General features: G+C 66.7%; 15 protein-coding genes. 12 read left to right on the top strand and 3 right to left on the bottom strand.

The window, feature by feature from the left end:
• The first annotated feature begins 1 nt into the window (after position 1).
• Entirely contained in the window at positions 2-928 is a 927-nt protein-coding gene (gene copD, locus BJP32_RS00700; RefSeq protein WP_076222533.1) for a copper homeostasis membrane protein CopD, read from the top strand.
• Between the two features lie 93 nt (positions 929-1,021).
• On the opposite strand, the gene petA is transcribed toward copD, so the two are convergent.
• From petA to BJP32_RS00685, 3 genes are all read right to left on the bottom strand, one after another.
• Positions 1,022-1,567, bottom strand: a complete 546-nt coding sequence (petA, locus tag BJP32_RS00695) for a ubiquinol-cytochrome c reductase iron-sulfur subunit (protein ID WP_076222531.1) — start codon at positions 1,565-1,567, stop codon at positions 1,022-1,024.
• Positions 1,568-1,749: 182 nt separating this feature from the next.
• On the bottom strand, positions 1,750-2,229 hold the full coding sequence (locus BJP32_RS00690) for a nuclear transport factor 2 family protein (protein WP_143255398.1): 480 nt from the start codon (positions 2,227-2,229) through the stop codon (positions 1,750-1,752).
• Positions 2,226-3,383, bottom strand: a complete 1,158-nt coding sequence (locus BJP32_RS00685; RefSeq protein WP_040345415.1) for an acyltransferase — start codon at positions 3,381-3,383, stop codon at positions 2,226-2,228. The genes BJP32_RS00690 and BJP32_RS00685 overlap by 4 nt, the downstream gene beginning before the upstream one ends.
• Positions 3,384-3,627: 244 nt before the next feature.
• On the opposite strand from BJP32_RS00685, the gene BJP32_RS00680 reads away from it, so the two are divergent.
• The 11 genes from BJP32_RS00680 (at position 3,628) to BJP32_RS00630 (ending at position 15,729) form a co-directional block, all read left to right on the top strand.
• Positions 3,628-3,897 carry a hypothetical protein gene (locus tag BJP32_RS00680; protein ID WP_003164974.1) on the top strand — a complete coding sequence of 90 codons (270 nt, stop codon included), beginning with the start codon at positions 3,628-3,630 and terminating at the stop codon, positions 3,895-3,897.
• On the top strand, positions 3,897-4,340 hold the full coding sequence (locus BJP32_RS00675; protein ID WP_003164973.1) for a periplasmic heavy metal sensor: 444 nt from the start codon (positions 3,897-3,899) through the stop codon (positions 4,338-4,340). Before BJP32_RS00680 ends, BJP32_RS00675 begins: the two co-directional genes overlap by 1 nt.
• Before the next feature lie 53 nt (positions 4,341-4,393).
• Positions 4,394-4,903 (top strand): RNA polymerase sigma factor, encoded by a 510-nt coding sequence (locus BJP32_RS00670; protein WP_233126655.1) that lies wholly within the window; start codon positions 4,394-4,396, stop codon positions 4,901-4,903.
• Positions 4,904-5,040: 137 nt separating this feature from the next.
• On the top strand, positions 5,041-6,873 hold the full coding sequence (locus tag BJP32_RS00665) for a copper resistance system multicopper oxidase (RefSeq protein WP_076222529.1): 1,833 nt from the start codon (positions 5,041-5,043) through the stop codon (positions 6,871-6,873).
• Positions 6,870-8,270, top strand: coding sequence for a copper resistance protein B (locus BJP32_RS16860; protein WP_223850724.1), 1,401 nt, complete (start codon positions 6,870-6,872; stop codon positions 8,268-8,270). The genes BJP32_RS00665 and BJP32_RS16860 overlap by 4 nt, the downstream gene beginning before the upstream one ends.
• 420 nt (positions 8,271-8,690) lie before the next feature.
• On the top strand, positions 8,691-9,086 hold the full coding sequence (locus BJP32_RS00655; RefSeq protein WP_040345414.1) for a copper resistance CopC family protein: 396 nt from the start codon (positions 8,691-8,693) through the stop codon (positions 9,084-9,086).
• 107 nt (positions 9,087-9,193) lie between these two features.
• Positions 9,194-9,559 (top strand): hypothetical protein, encoded by a 366-nt coding sequence (locus BJP32_RS00650; RefSeq protein WP_003164969.1) that lies wholly within the window; start codon positions 9,194-9,196, stop codon positions 9,557-9,559.
• Between the two features lie 116 nt (positions 9,560-9,675).
• Positions 9,676-10,929, top strand: coding sequence for a TolC family protein (locus BJP32_RS00645; protein WP_076222527.1), 1,254 nt, complete (start codon positions 9,676-9,678; stop codon positions 10,927-10,929).
• Complete coding sequence (locus tag BJP32_RS00640) at positions 10,926-12,212, top strand: efflux RND transporter periplasmic adaptor subunit (RefSeq protein WP_003164967.1); 1,287 nt, start codon at positions 10,926-10,928, stop codon at positions 12,210-12,212. The genes BJP32_RS00645 and BJP32_RS00640 overlap by 4 nt, the downstream gene beginning before the upstream one ends.
• Positions 12,209-15,358 (top strand): efflux RND transporter permease subunit, encoded by a 3,150-nt coding sequence (locus BJP32_RS00635; protein ID WP_076222525.1) that lies wholly within the window; start codon positions 12,209-12,211, stop codon positions 15,356-15,358. Before BJP32_RS00640 ends, BJP32_RS00635 begins: the two co-directional genes overlap by 4 nt.
• Positions 15,355-15,729, top strand: coding sequence for a copper-binding protein (locus tag BJP32_RS00630; protein ID WP_046652884.1), 375 nt, complete (start codon positions 15,355-15,357; stop codon positions 15,727-15,729). The genes BJP32_RS00635 and BJP32_RS00630 overlap by 4 nt, the downstream gene beginning before the upstream one ends.
• Positions 15,730-16,197 lie beyond the last annotated feature (468 nt).

Here is a 16,197-nt window from a genome sequence, read left to right as displayed (position 1 = left end):
CATGCTGGAGGTCTCGGTCGTCCTTTTGAGGCTGGCGCAGTATCTGGGCGCCATGCTCCTGCTGGGCGTGCCCCTGTTCTTCGCCTTCAGGATGCCCACGTCGGACGCGGCCGTCGAAAGATGGCCGCGAAAGACGCTGCTGATTGCGGCGTTCGCGACCGCGATCGCCTCGCTCGCGGCTCTGGTCCTGCAAACCGCCGTCATGGCGGGATCGATGGCGGAAGCGCTGAAACCGGCGTCCCTTGCCTATATGGCGTTCGACATGGAGATCGGCCGCGCCTTTCTGGTGAGAGCGGTGGTCTCGGCTCTGGCTGGTGTCCTGCTTCTTGTGCTGCGGCCCAACCGGGCGAGCTGGATTGGCCTCGCGATCCTGGGCCTGGTGGTTTGCGCCAGTCTGGCCTGGACCGGCCACGGCGGCGCCACCGAGGGCGCTCCGGGCGTCATACACCTAGGGGCGGATGTCATCCACGCCGCCGCTGCGGCCATGTGGTTGGGGGCTCTCGCTGCGCTGGGCCTGTTCCTGACTATTCCTCATGGAGATCCGGAGCGGGACCGACTGACCCATGACGCCCTGCACGGCTTTGCCGGCATGGGCACGCTCGCGGTCGGCCTTCTGGTCGCGACGGGTCTCGTGAACACCTGGTTCCTGGTCGGTCCTGACCGGCTGGGCGCGCTTCTGACGACGCCCTACGGCCTTCTGCTGACTGCGAAACTTGCGGTCTTCGTCGGCATGCTGGCCCTGGCGGCGTCCAATCGCTTCGTCCTGACGCCGTGCCTTCATCGCGCCCTGGAAGATGAGAGCCAGAAGTCTTCGGCGATCAGGGCGCTGCGACGCAGCCTGGTGCTGGAGACGCTCCTGGCGGTCATTCTTCTGGGGCTCGTCGCCGTGATGGGAACGCTCGCGCCGCCCGCCGCCATGATGATGTGACGTCATAGCGCACGACACGGTCTGCGTCGCCTTCAGGAGTCTCGGAGCGATGATGTCCTCCCCTTGCGTCGTCAGCGCAGGGGAGGGCGTTCGCTAGCCGAGCCTGACCCGTGTCTCGTTCAGGAAGGCGTAGTCCAGAAGGTAGAGGTTCTTGGGCGCAGGCCCCTTCCGGATACGTCCTGCGGTGTCGTAGTGGGAGCCGTGGCACGGGCAGAACCAGCCGCCGTAGTCGCCCGTCCCGAAGGTCGGAATACACCCGAGATGGGTGCAGACGCCGATCAGGATCAGCCATTCGGGTTTGCCGGGCTTGTGACGACTGGCGTCCGTCGCAGGGTCACGTAGCGCCGCATTGTCGTCCGCGACCGCTTCGGCGATTTCCTTGGGCGTTCGGTGGCGGATGAAGACCGGCTTTCCGCGCCATTTGACCACGATCTGCTGGCCGAGCTGGACCTTGCCGTAATCGACCTCGACCGAGGAGAGGGCCAGGGTGTCGGCGGCAGGGTTCATGGAGTTGATCAGCGGCCAGAGCGCCATGCCGACGGCGCCGACGGCCATGGCTCCCGCAGCGACGTGGATGAAGTCCCGCCGTTCCGTGGGGGCCGGGGAGGAGAGAGCGGCCTTGTTGTCCGCAAGCGGCATTCAAGTTCCTCTCGAGATGAGACCCTGGGTTCCGAGGCGGCGTGACGAGGGGCGCAATTTTTTCATTGGAACTGATCCTGCCGGATCAACCTCGCGCCGGAAGGGCCGGTTCCCGACCTCCACCGCATGGGAGAGGTCGGGAATAGAGACCGTCTGAGCCGCGAAGGGGGCGGCGGCGCGTGTCAGGAAGCCGGTCGCGGCGCTCTGGTCGAGGAGTGATAGCTGACGATACGCCATTCGCCGTCGCGCTGTCTAAGGACGCTCGTGGCGACGCCGCGCCGTTCAACCGGGGCGCGGCCGGCCGTCTTGAAGGCGATCCGGAAGCGGTAGGTCTCCGTCGCATAGGCGACGTCGCCGACGACGGTCGCCTTCGTCACATGATCCTGGAAGGCGAAGCTGGAGAATTCCGCGAATTCAGGGGCGAGGTGGTGGGACAGATACTGGGAGATGGTTCCCTCGACGCCGCCCTGTTCGAAGACCTGGGCGTCGGGCCAGAAGAAGGTTTCGGCGCGAGGCGCATCGAGCGTCTCGAGCGCGACGCGGTAGCCATCCAGCACGGCGACCACCTGGGCCTCTGCGTTCGATTGGGCCAGCGCGGGCGCCGTGATCATCGCGGGGGCGGCGAGGGCGGCGACGGCGATGATCATGGAACGATAGGTCAAAGGGGTTCTCCTTGGTCGTTGTGAACGAAACGTCCCGGTTCGGGCCGGGGCGTGGGGTTAGTTCGGGCGAAAAGCCGACGAATGATGCGCCGGCCGGGCCGCTCTACGGCCACATGGACGAAGGCGGCCACGGCGAGCGAGAGGGCCAGGAGCAGGGCGAGTTCCCAGGGGCTCATCCTGTAGTCGGAGGGCAGGCCGTGGAGCTTCTCTGCTGCGTTTCTCCAGACCATGAGCACCGGGATGTGGACCATGTAGAGGGCGAAGGAGGCTTCGCCGGCGAACAGCCAGGGGCGGGCGGAAAGGAAGGTCCTGGCGCCGGATTTTGCGAGCAGCGCAAGCGCCAGGAGGAAGGGGCCCGCGAACAGGACGATGAGGCGGTCGTCCAGGGGGTATTGCATGGCGACCAGGAGGAGGCCGGTGGAGCCGACCGCCAGGACGAGGGCGGCTCTTTGTGAAACGCGTATGCCCTGGCCGAGATAATAGAGCCCGATGCCGTAGAGGAATTCCGGGAGTATGCGCAGGACGCCCATGCTGCCCTCGGCGCGGGGCAGCACGGGGCCGAAGACTTCGCGATAGACCGCGTCGAGCACCACGAACAGGAGAGCGGCGAGGCCGATGATGAGCCAGGGACGGCGTCTCAACCTCAACGCGATCCAGGCGTAGGCCGGAAAAATCAGATAGGCGAACCATTCGGCCGAGAGCGACCAGGAGGGGCCGTTCCATTCGGCGTCCTGGTTGGGAAACCAGGCCTGGACCAGGAAGAGCGTCATCAGGAAGTCGGGAACGTTGAAGCGCCCGCCCTGCAGGGCGATCCCGATGAAATCTGCGGCCAAGACCATGGCCAGCATCGCCAGCAGGATGAAAAGGTGGGCCGGATAGATGCGCGCGAACCGCGCGACGATGAACGGCCCGAAGCGGGGAGCGGCCTCGCCCTGCAGGTAGACGTGCGTCAGGATGAAACCCGAGAGGATGAAGAAGACGTCCACGCCCAGGCGCGCCCGGTTCAACAGGCCCGAGGCCTCGGGCGGCAGGGTCCACGCCAGCTGATAATGGAACAGCACCACCCCGAGCGCCAGGAAAAAGCGAACGCTCGTCAATGGCTCGATGACAGGCGGAAACGGATGCCGTCCCGAGGGGGAAACAGGCGTCGACATGATTCAACCCTTTCCTGAGGATTTGATCCGCGCGTTCACGAAGGGGCCGCCGCCGGGGGCGGCTGGCGCTAGGCTTCCGATGACCATGCTTTCGCCCCTCCCGGCGAAGACCCGCTCTAATTCTCTTACGCACGGTCTGGCTTGTCCCCCTCGATTTGCGTCAAAGCGAGTTGGGCCGCTCCGTCTTGAGGGATGAGCGCCGGGTAATGCGTATCCCCAGTAACAACGTCGAAAGGCACCGATCATGGATGATCTCGGAATTTGGCTGGCGCGCGCCGCGCCCGGCGACGGCGTGTCGCTAGATCGGCTCGAGGAGGATGTCTGGAGCCGCGTGAAAGCGATCCAGGCGCAGCAGGCCACCGATCGGATTCGTTTGGCCGCCGTGGCCATGGCCCTTGTGATCGGCATCGCCAACGGCGGCCTCGGGGCGACATTCGCGCAGACGACCGCTTCGGAGATGGCGATCTTCTCGGTGGCGGCGACATCGCCGCTGGTGCGGCTGGAAGTAGGCTGATGGCGATCGCCTGGAAGTCCATCGCCGTGACGGTCGCGCTCGCCGCCGCGGCGAGCGGGGTCGCCGCATGGGCGGGCGCCAGCTGGGTCCTCAACAAGCAGGCGCCGCCTTCCTTGCACGAGATCGTCCACAAGGATCTCGATCTGTCGTCGGAACAGTTGGCCGAGATCGAGGACATCGAAACCCGGTTCGCCGGGCAGCGCGTCCAGCTGGAATCTCGCGTGCAGGCGGCCAATCGCGAGCTTGCCGAGGCCATCAGGGTCAGCAACGGCGACAGCCGGGCGGTTCAGCCGGCCGTCGACCACTTCCATGACGCCATGGGGGGGCTGCAGCAGGCGACGATCGCCCATATCTTCGAGATGCGGACAGTGATGAACGAAGCCCAGGCGCGTCGCTTCGACCGGAGCGTTGTCGCGGCGCTCACGGCTGACGACGCTCAGTAGCCTCCGTGCAGGAGCGCCAAACCCTGCAGACGAGAGCGGCCCACGGCGACGTCGTGGCGTTTGAAACGCTCGTGCGTGACACCAAGGCAGGTCTCTACAGGTTTGTCCGCCGCTATGTCGGCGACGCCGATGAAACCTATGATCTCGTGCAGGAGGCCTACGCCGCCGCCTGGCTGGCCATCCGCCGCTATGATCCGGAACGATCGTTCGAAGCCTGGCTGCGCACGATCGCCATCAACAAATGCCGGGATTGGAGCCGTCGTCGCAAAATCCGCCGGCTGTTCATGGGCGTGGCAGACCTCCAGTCGTCGGAGGCGCTCGCCGTACCGGACGAGCAGGCCGGCACGGAAGACAGATACGACGCCGCCGAACAGGCGCAACGTCTGCATGCCCTTATTGCCGCACTGCCGCCGAAGCTGAAGGAGCCGCTGCTGCTGACCGCCATCGAGGAGCGCAGTCACGCCGAGGTCGCGGAAATCCTGGGCCTCTCCGCCAAGGCCGTTGAGATGCGGGTCGCCCGGGCGCGCCAGAAGCTGGCGCAGCAACTGCGCGACGAAGCCTGATCAACTGGCGCCTTCGGAACCCAATCGGCGTCCCGGATTTGCAGTATCAGGCGTCCGAGGGGAGGGAGGCCTCGCGTGCGTATCCTATTGGAGAGCCAGGTTCGTTTCCCGAACGGACAGGCGGTGAGGACTGTGCAATGACGCTGGATCGTCGAAGGCTGCTGCGCGGCGCTGTTGTTGGCGGCGGCTTGTTGAGCTTGCAGGGCTTCTTGCCAGCCTGGGCGCAGACCGGATCTCCCGGTCTACGCGCGGATTATCCCACGCTGACGGGCGCTGATATCAATCTGACGGTTGGACAATCGCCGTTCACCGTCAACGGCAGGACGGCGACGGCGACGACGATCAATGGCCAGCTTCCGGCGCCGCTTCTGCGCCTTCGCGAAGGCCAAAACGTCCGCCTGGCGGTGTCGAACCAACTGGACGAAGAGACGTCGATCCACTGGCACGGCATCCTGTTGCCGTTCCAGATGGACGGCGTCCCCGGGATCAGCTTCCCCGGCATCAAGCCGCGCGAGACCTTCGTCTATGAGTTCCCGGTCCGGCAATCTGGGACCTTCTGGTATCACAGTCACTCGGGGCTTCAGGAAGCGCTCGGCCACTATGGACCGATCGTGATCGATCCGGCGGGCGCCGATCCGGTCGCCTATGACCGCGAGCACGTCCTGGTGCTTTCAGACTGGAGTTTCATGCATCCGCATGAGATTCTGGCGAAGCTCAAGAAGAGCCCCGGCTACTTCAATCGCCATCGGACGACGCTGGCGGGATTGTTCTCTGGCGCGGACGGCATGAGCCTCGCGGAGCGCCGGATGTGGGGAGCCATGCGCATGGATCCCCGCGACGTTCTCGACGTCAACGGCACCACCTACACCTATCTGATCAACGGCCACGGCCCGCAGGAGAACTGGACCGGCCTGTTCCGGCCCGGCGAGCGGGTGCGCCTACGCGTCATCAACGCCTCGGCCATGTCGATCTTCAACGTCCGCATTCCCGGTCTTGCCATGACCGTGGTCAACGCCGACGGGGAGAACGTGCGCCCGGTCGAGACCGACGAGTTCCAGATCTCGGTCGCCGAGACCTATGACGTCATCGTTCGTCCGACCGAGGACCGGGCCTACACCATCGTCTCCGAAGCCATCGACCGTTCGGGCATGGGCCGAGCGACCCTGGCCCCGCGTCTGGGCATGACGGCCGAGGTTCCGCCGCTGCGCGAGGTGCCGACCCTGACCATGAAGGACATGGGCATGGACATGGGCGGCATGGGCGGAATGGAAGGGATGGAGGGGATGGGCGCCGCGCCGATGGCCGGAATGGATCACAGCGCCATGCCAGGGATGGATCACGGCGCCGCCGCCGCCGCTCCTGCAGGGGAGGCTATGGCCGGCATGGATCAGGGATCCATGGGCGCCATGAACATGCGCGATCCCCAGAACGCGCCGCCCAATATGGCCGTGGGCGTAGGGGTCCAGACCATATCGCCGATGCCGGCGAACCGGATGGGCGAAAGGCCGCAGGGCCTGGAGAAGGTCGATCACCGGGTGCTGGTCTATACGGACCTCGTTTCGCTGACGCCCAACAAGGACAGGCGTGCGCCCAGCCGTTCGATGGAGATCCACCTGACCGGCAATATGGAGCGGTTCATGTGGGGCTTCGACGGGCGCAAGTTCAGCGAGCTGGTCGAACCCATCCGTTTTGAACGGAACGAGCGGGTGCGGGTGACCCTGGTCAACGACACCATGATGGCCCACCCGATCCATCTCCACGGGCACTTCTTCGAGCTCGTCACCGGCGGGCCGGACGGGCATCAGCCCCTGAAGCACACCGTCAATGTCGCGCCCGGCGGCAAGGTCAGTTTCGACCTCACGGCGGACAACCCCGGAGACTGGGCCTTCCACTGCCATCTCCTGATGCATATGCACGCCGGAATGTTCAACGTCGTCACCATTCGTCCGATGGAAGGAGAGGGGGCATGATCCGGTTCTCAGTTGCCGTGGTTCCTCTGATCCTGGCGGCGACGCCCGCCCTGGCCCAGACCCATGCCGGACACGGCGCGACCTCGCCGGCGCCGCGCCAGGCGCCGCCGACGACGCAAGGATGCGTCGCGCCGGGTTCAACGACGGCGACGACGGGAAACGCGGGAATGAGCCAATCTCCTGCTTCGGCCTGCCCCCCGGGAACCGTGCCCGCCCGAGCCGCGGGCGCCGCCCACGACATGTCGACCATGGGGCAGGCCCAGCCTGCGCCGGCGACGGCGGGGCATGACATGTCCACGATGCCGATGGGTGCGGCGCCGGCAGGGCAGGCGGACCCGCATGCGGGGCACGACATGTCGACCATGGGGCAGGCCCAGCCCGCGCCAGCGACTGCAGGACATGACATGTCCACGATGCCGATGGGTGCGGCGCCGGCAGGGCAGGCGGACCCGCATGCGGGGCATGACATGTCGACCATGGGGCAGGCCCAGCCCGCGCCGGCGACAGCGGGGCATGACATGTCCACGATGCCGATGGGGGCTCCGCCCTCGGGGCAGGGGGACCCTCACGCGGGGCACGACATGTCCGGCATGGCCGGCATGGCCATGCCGCCGGACGTTCCGACAGGCGCGGACAATCCGGGACGCCCGCCCCAGACGCCGCCGCCGGCCGGCGCGCTGTATGGTCCTCCCCATGTGGCGGACCAGATCTTCAGCGTCGAGGACATGAGGGCGGCGCGCAGGGTGCTGGTGGCGGAAAACGGCGACATTCGTGTCGGCGCGGTGATGATCGACCAGCTGGAAGCGACGTCCGTCGACGGCGAGCAGGGCTACGCCTGGGACGCCCAGGGCTGGTACGGCGGAGACATTCACCGCTTCTGGTGGAAGTCGGAAGGCGAGGGCGAGTTCGGGCGAGAACTCGAGGAGGCTGAACTCCAGGCGCTCTACAGCCGCGCCTTCACCCCCTATTTCGACTTCCAGACCGGCCTGCGGCAGACCTATCGGCCCGAGGGTGACCGGACTGACCTTGTCGTCGGGGTCCAGGGCCTGGCGCCCTACTGGTTTGAAGTCGACGCCGCGGCCTTCTTGTCCAACAAGGGCGAACTGACGGCGCGCGCCGAGGTCGAATATGATCAGAGGATCACCCAGAGGCTGATCCTTCAGCCTCGCGCGGAGGTGAACCTGTCGGCGGAGGACATCCCGGAGCTGGGGATCGGGTCAGGCCTGTCCACCCTGCAGGTCGGCGCCCGTCTGCGGTATGAGATCCGCCGAGAATTCGCACCCTATGTCGGGGTCGAATGGACCAGGAGCTTTGGCGACACGCGCGATTTCGCCGAAGCGCGAGGGCGAAGCGCCGAAGACACCCGAGTGGTGGTCGGCGTCAGGGCCTGGTTCTAGGCTTTAAGGAGAAGTTGATGAAGGTTTACATTGCAACGGCGCTGGCGGCTGCAGGCCTGTTGGCGGCTTGCCAGCCGGCGGCCGAACAGCCACCGCCCAAGGAGGCGGCCGCCGTCGTCGAGCCTGCCGCGACTGCAACAACCCCGACTGCCGCCTCGGCGGCGGAGACTGCCTCCGCTCTCGAGCCGACAGGCCCGGCCAGCGTCGTCGTTCAGCAAGCGGCTGAACCCGTAAAGGCTGCGCCTGCGCGCGAGCCAGGACATCCGTCCCTGGCCCCGAAAGTGAGCCCATCGCAACCCAAGCCCCAATCTGCGCCCATGCCGGGTCACGATATGCCTGGTCACGATATGTCGACCATGCGGGACCTGCCCAGCATGGATCATTCTCCGAACTAAGTCCGAACCAAGGAAGACAACCAAGATGCGTTATTTCATCCCCTTCACGATCGCCGCAGCCATGCTGGCTTCTGCCGGCGCCGCTTCCGCCCAGGTTGCTGACCCCCACGCGGGTCATGGCGGGATGGCTATGGCCGCGCCTTCGTCAGCCAGCGTGCTGACCTCGCCGGCTGACGGCTCGATGTCCTCGAGTGCGCCGACCGCCTTCAGCATCACCTTTCCTCACGCGATGACCTTGAAGTCCCTGACGCTGACGACAGACGGCGGTCGTCCGACGGCCGTTCCCGTCCAGGCCGCGGCCGGCACAAAGACGACGGTCGCCTTGCCTGCGCTTGGAAAGGGCAATCATGTTCTGGCCTGGTCGGCCGAGGGCGCCGACGGCCACGCCATGAGCGGCGTCGCCCGCTTCATGGTCCACTAGAAACTTCCCTGGCTCCGGTCGGTTCGGGCCCGTCATGGCCCGGCCGACTGGAGCTTCCAGAGCGATCTTGACTTGTTGATGCTCAAAGCGTGTAACCTGACCGTGTGATGTGGAACCTTCTCCGCACAGTTCTGCTCATCTTTGCCCTGGCCGGATTTTTCGGCCAGTCGACGGCCCATGCCATGCCGATCCAGCTGTTTCACAACGCCGGGGTCGGGGCGGAGGCGTTGGACTGCGCCGAGACCATGGACATGGCCGGCGACACGACCGGAAATCCCGGCGACTGCTGCAAGGACATGACGCCGGACTGCATGGCCAAGATGGGTTGCGCTGCCGTCGCCTCGCCGATTCCGCCGCTCGTTCTGGTCGCTCAGCCCATCACGCTAGGTGCGATCGCCTTTCTTCATTTGAACGTTTCGCGGCACGGGTCTGGACCCGATCCGCTTTATTCTCCCCCAGAACAGCTGGCCTGAACCTCTTCTCGATCTGACGTGGACGCCCCCGCGGCGGGCCTCGTCATTTCGGTGGATCGTCATGCCCCATGCGTCGCGCCGTTCATGGCCGATGCGCGCTGTTCATAGGAGAAATCATGCTCCCCCGTTTCCAATCGTCGGCCAGGGCGACCGTGCTCGGGCTCGCGGTCGCCGGTCTGCCGGGCGTCGCGGCTGAGGCCGCGCCCTTGACGTTCGAGGCCGCGCTGTCCCGCGCAGCCGAGAATGCGCCCGATCTTCGCGCCAGCGCTCTTGGCGTTGATGCGGCCCGTGCGGCCGTGGTCGCTGCCGGGCGCCTGCCCGATCCCAATCTCAAATTCGGACTGGACGGCTTTCCCGTGACCGGGCCCATGGCCGGCCGTTTCGGCGATGACGACTTCACCGCCCTGCGGGTGGGCGTCGAGCAGGAGCTGCCCAGCCGGGCGCGCCGTCGCGCCGAGCGTAGCGTGGCTGAGGCCGCCATCGGCGTAGCCGTCGCCGATGACGCCTCGACGTTGCGCGAGGTGCGGATCGCTACAGGCCGGGCCTGGATCGATCTCTATTATTCAGACCGCAAGCTGGCGGCCGTGGACGAGATCCTGGCGGCGCTGCAACCGCTCTGGGACGCCGCCCCTTCTGGGGTGGCGTCGGGCGCGGATCGCCCGGCCATTGCCCTGGCGCCGATTCAGTTGAAGGCGGCGCTGGACGATCGACGCAGCCGGCTGCTCGCCGAGAGGGAAGCCGCGCGCGCCGTGTTGACCCGATGGACCGGTGACCCGGCGCCGACCCCGGACGGCGCGCCGCCATTGGATGCGCCGGATCCGGCGGCCTTGCGCATGGGCCTTGAGGTCCTGCCCATGCTCAAGGCCTACGAGGCCGAAGATCGACGGGCCCAGGCCGAGCTCGACCTGGCCAGGGCCGGACGGCGTCCGGACTGGTCGGTCGAGGCCAGCTATCAGCGGCGCGACCCCGCGTTCGGCGACATGGTCTCGGTGGGCGCCAGCGTGCGTCTGCCGCTGTTTCAGGGGCAGCGCCAGGAGCCTTTGATCGCCGCGCGGTCGGCCGACGCGCGCAGGGTGGGAGCCGAGCGTGCGGCGGTGCGACGTCAGCTGGAGGCGGACCTGCAGCGGGATCTGGCCCAGCACGCCATGGATCACGATCAGTGGGCCCGGGCGCGCGACGTCATCCTGCCGGCTGTCATGCGGCAGTCTGACCTGGAGACCGCCGCCTATGCCGCCGGTCGGATCGGGATCGTTGAAATCGTCCAGGCCTTCACCGCCGTGGCCAACGCCCGGCTGGACGCGCTGGACAAGGAGGCGGCGGTGAGGCGTCACGCTGCCGAAATCACTCTGACCTATGGGAGCGACCGATGAGCGGGTTCAGCTACAATCGTCTCGGCGTCGCCCTGGGCGCTCTGGTGCTGGTAGGAATCGGCGTCGGCGCCGGGGTGGTGATTGGTCAGCGATCCGGCGACGCGGGCGTCCCTTCCGCTGACGGGGCAGGGGACCGCAAGGTCCTCTACTATTATGACCCGATGTATCCGGACCAAAAGTTCGACAAGCCGGGACCGTCGCCCTTCATGGACATGGCCTTGGTCGCCAAATACGCCGACGAGGGCGATACTGGCCCCTCGTCCAGCGGCGTGCGCATCGACCCGGCCCTGACCCAGAACCTTGGGGTTCGGTTCGCGACGGCGCGTGTGGGAACCCTCGGCGGCGATCTGAACGCTACGGCGGTGATCGACTACAATCAACGAGACGTGGCGATCGTACAGTCACGGGCCGACGGCTTCGTGCAGCGGGTCTATGGACGCGCGCCCGGCGATGTCGTCGCTGCCGGCGCGCCCTTGGTTGATTTGTTGGTCCCCAGCTGGGGCGGGGCCCAGACGGAGTATCTGGCGGTGCGGCGCACCGGCGACGCCGCGCTGACCCAGGCCGCGCGGCGTCGGCTGGTGTTGATGGGGATGTCCGACAGCCTGATCGCCTCGGTCGAACGCAGCGAGCGGCCACGCGACACGATCACCATCGCCAGCCCGACGGCCGGCGCCATCCGCACCCTGGCGGTCCGGTCCGGCATGAGCGTGACGCAGGGCGCCACCCTGGCCGAGATCAGCGGCCTGTCGACCGTCTGGCTCAACGCCGCCATCCCAGAGGCCCTCGCCGGGCAACTAAGGGTCGGACAGTCGGTCGAAGCGACCCTGTCGGCCTTTCCGTCCGAACGGTTCACCGGCCGCCTGAGCGCCCTATTGCCGGAGGTCTCGGGCGACAGCCGGACCTTCACGGGCCGCATCGAATTGGCGAACCGGGGCGGACGTCTGCGGCCGGGCATGTTCGGCCGGGTTGTTTTCGGCGGGGCGACGACGCCGGCGCTTCTGGTGCCGTCCGAGGCGGTCATCCGCACCGGGCAGCGCGACATCGTCATGCTGGCCTTGCCGGACGGCCGCTATCAGCCGGCCCAGGTCCGCATCGGACGCGAGAGCGACGGCCAGACGGAGATCCTGGCGGGCCTGCGCGCTGGCGAGAAGATCATCGCCTCCGGCCAGTACCTGATCGATTCCGAGGCCAGCCTGACGGGTGTCGAGGCGCGCCCCATCGACGGCGCCACGCTCCCGGCGGCTTCGGTCGCCGTGACGGCCAAGAAGGAGGTCGGTCAATGATCGCCGGCGTTATCAGAGCCTCCGTGAAGGCGCGGGTATTCGTGCTGATGGCGGCATTGGCCCTGCTGGTCGCAGGACTCTGGGCGGTCAGGAACACCTCGGTTGACGCCCTGCCGGACCTGTCGGACGTCCAGGTCATCATCCGCACCAGCTACCCCGGCCAGGCGCCGCAGATCGTCGAGAACCAGGTCACCTATCCCCTGGCGACCACCATGCTGTCGGTGCCGGGCGCCAAGACCGTGCGCGGCTACTCCTTCTTCGGCGACAGCTATGTCTATGTTCTGTTCGAGGATGGAACCGACCTCTACTGGGCCCGCTCGCGGGTGCTGGAATACCTCAGCCAGGTCCAGTCCAGGCTCCCCGACAGCGCTCGGCCTGCACTGGGGCCCGACGCCACCGGCGTCGGCTGGATCTATGAATACGCCCTGGTCGACCGGACGGGGCGTCACGATTTGGCGCAGTTGCGCAGCCTACAGGACTGGTTCCTGCGCTATGAGCTCAAGACCGTGCCGGGGGTGGCCGAGGTCGCGGCCATCGGCGGCATGGTGCGGCAGTATCAGGTCGTTCTGGACCCGATCAAACTGGCCGCCTACGGCATCATGCATCAGCAGGCGGTCGAGGCCGTCCAGCGCGCCAACAGCGAAGCGGGCGGCTCGGTGCTGGAACTGGCCGAGGCCGAATATATGGTCCGGGCCAACGGCTATCTGACCGATCTGGACGACTTCCGCGCCATACCGATCCGCACCGCAGCCGATGGCGTGCCCGTGACGCTGGGCGATGTAGCCACCATCCAGATCGGCCCGGAGATGCGACGCAGCATTGCTGAGCTGAACGGCGAGGGCGAGGTGGCCGGCGGGGTGGTGGTGTTGCGCTCGGGCGAGAACGCGCGTGCGACCATCAAGGCCGTACGCGCCAAGCTCGAGACCCTGAAGGCGGGCCTGCCGCCGGGCGTGGAGGTCGTCACGACCTACGACCGTTCGCAACTGATCGACCGCGCCGTCTCCAACCTCAGCCGCAAGCTGATCGAGGAGTTCATCATCGTCGCGCTCGTCTGCGGCCTGTTCCTGTGGCACGCGCGTTCAGCGCTCGTCGCCATCCTGACCCTGCCGCTGGGAGTGCTGGCGGCCTTTCTGCTGATGCACGCCCAGGGGGTGAACGCCGACATCATGTCCCTGGGCGGGATCGCCATCGCCATCGGAGCCATGGTCGACGGGGCGATCGTCATGATCGAGAACGCCCACAAACGTATCGAACGATGGGAGCACGACCATCCCGACGAGAAACTGGTCGGCGAGGCGCGCTGGACGGTCATCACCGAGGCGGCGGCTGAGGTCGGTCCGGCGCTGTTCCTCAGCCTCGTGATCATCACCCTGTCGTTCGTGCCGGTTTTTTCGCTTCAGGCGCAGGAGGGGAGAATGTTCTCGCCGCTCGCCTTCACCAAGAGCTACGCCATGGCGGCGGCGGCCATCCTGTCCATCACTCTGGTTCCCATATTGATGGGATATCTGATCCGGGGACGAATTCCCGCCGAGCAGAGCAATCCGATCAACCGCTGGCTGACGCGGCTCTATCGTCATCCACTGGACTGGGTGCTGAAGCGGCCAAGGGCCACCCTGGTCATCGCAGTCCTCGCATTCGCCACCACCGCCTGGCCCTTGAGCCAGCTGGGCGGTGAGTTCCTGCCGCCGATGGACGAGGGCGACCTGCTCTATATGCCCACGGCCCTGCCAGGACTGTCGGCCGCCAAGGCCGCTGAGCTTTTGCAGCAGACGGACCGAATGATTCTTTCTGTCCCCGAGGTCGCGACTGTGTTCGGCAAGGCGGGGCGGGCGGAGACCGCGACCGACGCCGCGCCGCTGGAAATGTTCGAGACCACGATCCAGTTCAAGCCGCGCGACCAGTGGCGGCCCGGCATGACGCCGGAGAAACTGGTCGAGGAACTGGACCGCGTCGTGCGCGCGCCGGGCCTGGCCAATCTCTGGGTGCCCCCGATCCGCAACCGCATCGACATGCTGGCGACCGGGATCAAGAGCCCGATCGGGGTCAAGGTCTCCGGGGCCGACCTGGCCGAGATCGACCGCATCGGCGGCGAGGTGGCGAAGGTCGCCAAGACCGTGCCGGGCGTCACCTCGGCCCTGGCCGAGCGGCTGACCGGGGGGCGCTATGTCGATATCGACATCGACCGGCATGCGGCGGGTCGATACGGGCTGAACATCGCCGATGTCCAGTCGATCGTATCCGGCGCCATCGGCGGCGAGACGATCGGCCAGACGGTCGAGGGCCTGGCCCGCTATCCGATCAATGTGCGCTATCCGCGCGAACTGCGTGACGATCTCGAGCAACTGCGGGCGCTGCCGGTCCTGACCCCGTCAGGCCAGCAGATCACCCTGGGCACGGTCGCGAAGCTGGAGATCGCCGACGGCCCGCCCATGCTGAAGTCCGAGAACGGCCGCCCTTCGACCTGGGTCTATGTCGATGTGCGGGGGCGCGATCTGGCGTCCGTCGTCACCGACCTGCAAAAGGTCGTGGCCAGGGACGTGCCTTTGAGCCCGGGCGTTACAATCGCCTATTCGGGGCAGTACGAATATCTGGAGCGGGCGGCGAACCGGCTCAAGATCGTGGCGCCGGTCACGCTCGTGATCATCTTCATCCTGCTGTATATGACGTTCGGTCGTTTCGACGAGGCCTTGCTGATCATGGCCACCTTGCCCTTCGCCCTGACCGGCGGAATCTGGATGCTCTACCTGCTGGGCTATCACCAGTCGGTGGCGACCGGCGTCGGCTTCATCGCCCTGGCCGGCCTTTCGGCCGAGTTCGGCGTAGTCATGCTGATCTACCTCAAGCACGCGCTGAGGGATCGGGGGCCGAACCCCGATCGCAGTCAGGTCGAGGCGGCGGTCCGTGAAGGGGCGCTTCTTCGGGTGAGGCCCAAGGCCATGACCGTCGCCGTCATCATCGCCGGCCTGGTGCCGATCCTGATCGGCCACGGCGCCGGATCGGAAATCATGAGCCGCATCGCCGCGCCGGTCATCGGCGGCATGCTGACCGCGCCCCTGCTGTCCATGCTGGTGATCCCGGCCGGATACCTCCTGCTTCGCCGTCGAAAGCGTCCATCCCCCACGTTCAACCCTGGAGAACCCAAATGAAACACGCCCTCATTCTCTCGGCCGGCCTGGCCATCAGCCTCGCAGCCTGCAACCAGAAAACGGAACCCGCGCCGGTCGAAGCGCCGGCCGCCGCTCCGGCGACTGCCGGCGACATGGCCGCCACGCCCATGGCGCCGGCCGAAACCGTCAAGTCGGGCGTCGGAACGGGCGTGATCACGAAGGTCGATGCGACGACAGGCTCCGTGACGATCGATCATGGTCCGATCCCGGGCGTCGACTGGCCCGCCATGACCATGAACTTCAAGGCGGCTCCCGCCGTGGTCGAGAAGGCCAAGGTCGGCGAGCGCGTCCAGTTCGACGTGACCGTGCGCGGTCGCGAATCCGAAGTGACCGCGATCCGGCCCGAATAGGCCGGTCATCCCGGCGAAGCGGGGATCGACCCAGGCCGAAGTCGACGCCGTTCTGGGTCCCGAGCAGGCATAAAGAGAGGCCCCGCCGTACAATCGGCGGGGCCTTTGCCTTGTTAGCGACGAACCGGGTTCGCGCCTTCAAAGGTCATGAAGGGGGCGGGCTGGTCCGCGCCGAAGCGCATGACGTCATAGCGTTCAGGAGCGTAGCCGGGGGCCTCCATGCCGCGCGAGGCGCCGAATAGGAGCCGAAAAGGCTGAAAACTCGCCGCGCGCCCTCTGGGGGCGCGCGGCCTTTTCGCGGAACCACATAGTTGCGAAAGGAGCTTGAGTTTCGCCGTCACGTATCGAGCACATAGGCAAGGAGCAAGGACGCTGGATCTTACTCGTGGCGTCAGGATCGCACGTCGTTTTCCCCTTCTCCTACTTTATCAGCCGCACGGCTTCGAAACGCGCAGGTAGCTCGCGCCG

It is taken from the genome of Brevundimonas sp. ZS04, assembly GCF_001956865.1.
Classification (GTDB): Bacteria; Pseudomonadota; Alphaproteobacteria; order Caulobacterales; family Caulobacteraceae; genus Brevundimonas; species Brevundimonas diminuta.
This window is presented reverse-complemented; position numbering and strand designations above follow the sequence as displayed.

Coding starts and splice junctions, on each gene's coding strand:
- BJP32_RS00680 (WP_003164974.1), top strand. CDS start 3,628: ATGGATGATCTCGGAATTTGGCTGGCGCGCGCCGCGCCCGGCGACGGC.
- BJP32_RS00650 (WP_003164969.1), top strand. CDS start 9,194: ATGTGGAACCTTCTCCGCACAGTTCTGCTCATCTTTGCCCTGGCCGGA.
- BJP32_RS00645 (WP_076222527.1), top strand. CDS start 9,676: ATGCTCCCCCGTTTCCAATCGTCGGCCAGGGCGACCGTGCTCGGGCTC.
- BJP32_RS00675 (WP_003164973.1), top strand. CDS start 3,897: ATGGCGATCGCCTGGAAGTCCATCGCCGTGACGGTCGCGCTCGCCGCC.
- BJP32_RS00655 (WP_040345414.1), top strand. CDS start 8,691: ATGCGTTATTTCATCCCCTTCACGATCGCCGCAGCCATGCTGGCTTCT.
- petA (WP_076222531.1), bottom strand. CDS start 1,567: ATGCCGCTTGCGGACAACAAGGCCGCTCTCTCCTCCCCGGCCCCCACG.
- BJP32_RS00635 (WP_076222525.1), top strand. CDS start 12,209: ATGATCGCCGGCGTTATCAGAGCCTCCGTGAAGGCGCGGGTATTCGTG.
- BJP32_RS00685 (WP_040345415.1), bottom strand. CDS start 3,383: ATGTCGACGCCTGTTTCCCCCTCGGGACGGCATCCGTTTCCGCCTGTC.
- BJP32_RS00665 (WP_076222529.1), top strand. CDS start 5,041: ATGACGCTGGATCGTCGAAGGCTGCTGCGCGGCGCTGTTGTTGGCGGC.
- copD (WP_076222533.1), top strand. CDS start 2: ATGCTGGAGGTCTCGGTCGTCCTTTTGAGGCTGGCGCAGTATCTGGGC.
- BJP32_RS00640 (WP_003164967.1), top strand. CDS start 10,926: ATGAGCGGGTTCAGCTACAATCGTCTCGGCGTCGCCCTGGGCGCTCTG.
- BJP32_RS00630 (WP_046652884.1), top strand. CDS start 15,355: ATGAAACACGCCCTCATTCTCTCGGCCGGCCTGGCCATCAGCCTCGCA.
- BJP32_RS16860 (WP_223850724.1), top strand. CDS start 6,870: ATGATCCGGTTCTCAGTTGCCGTGGTTCCTCTGATCCTGGCGGCGACG.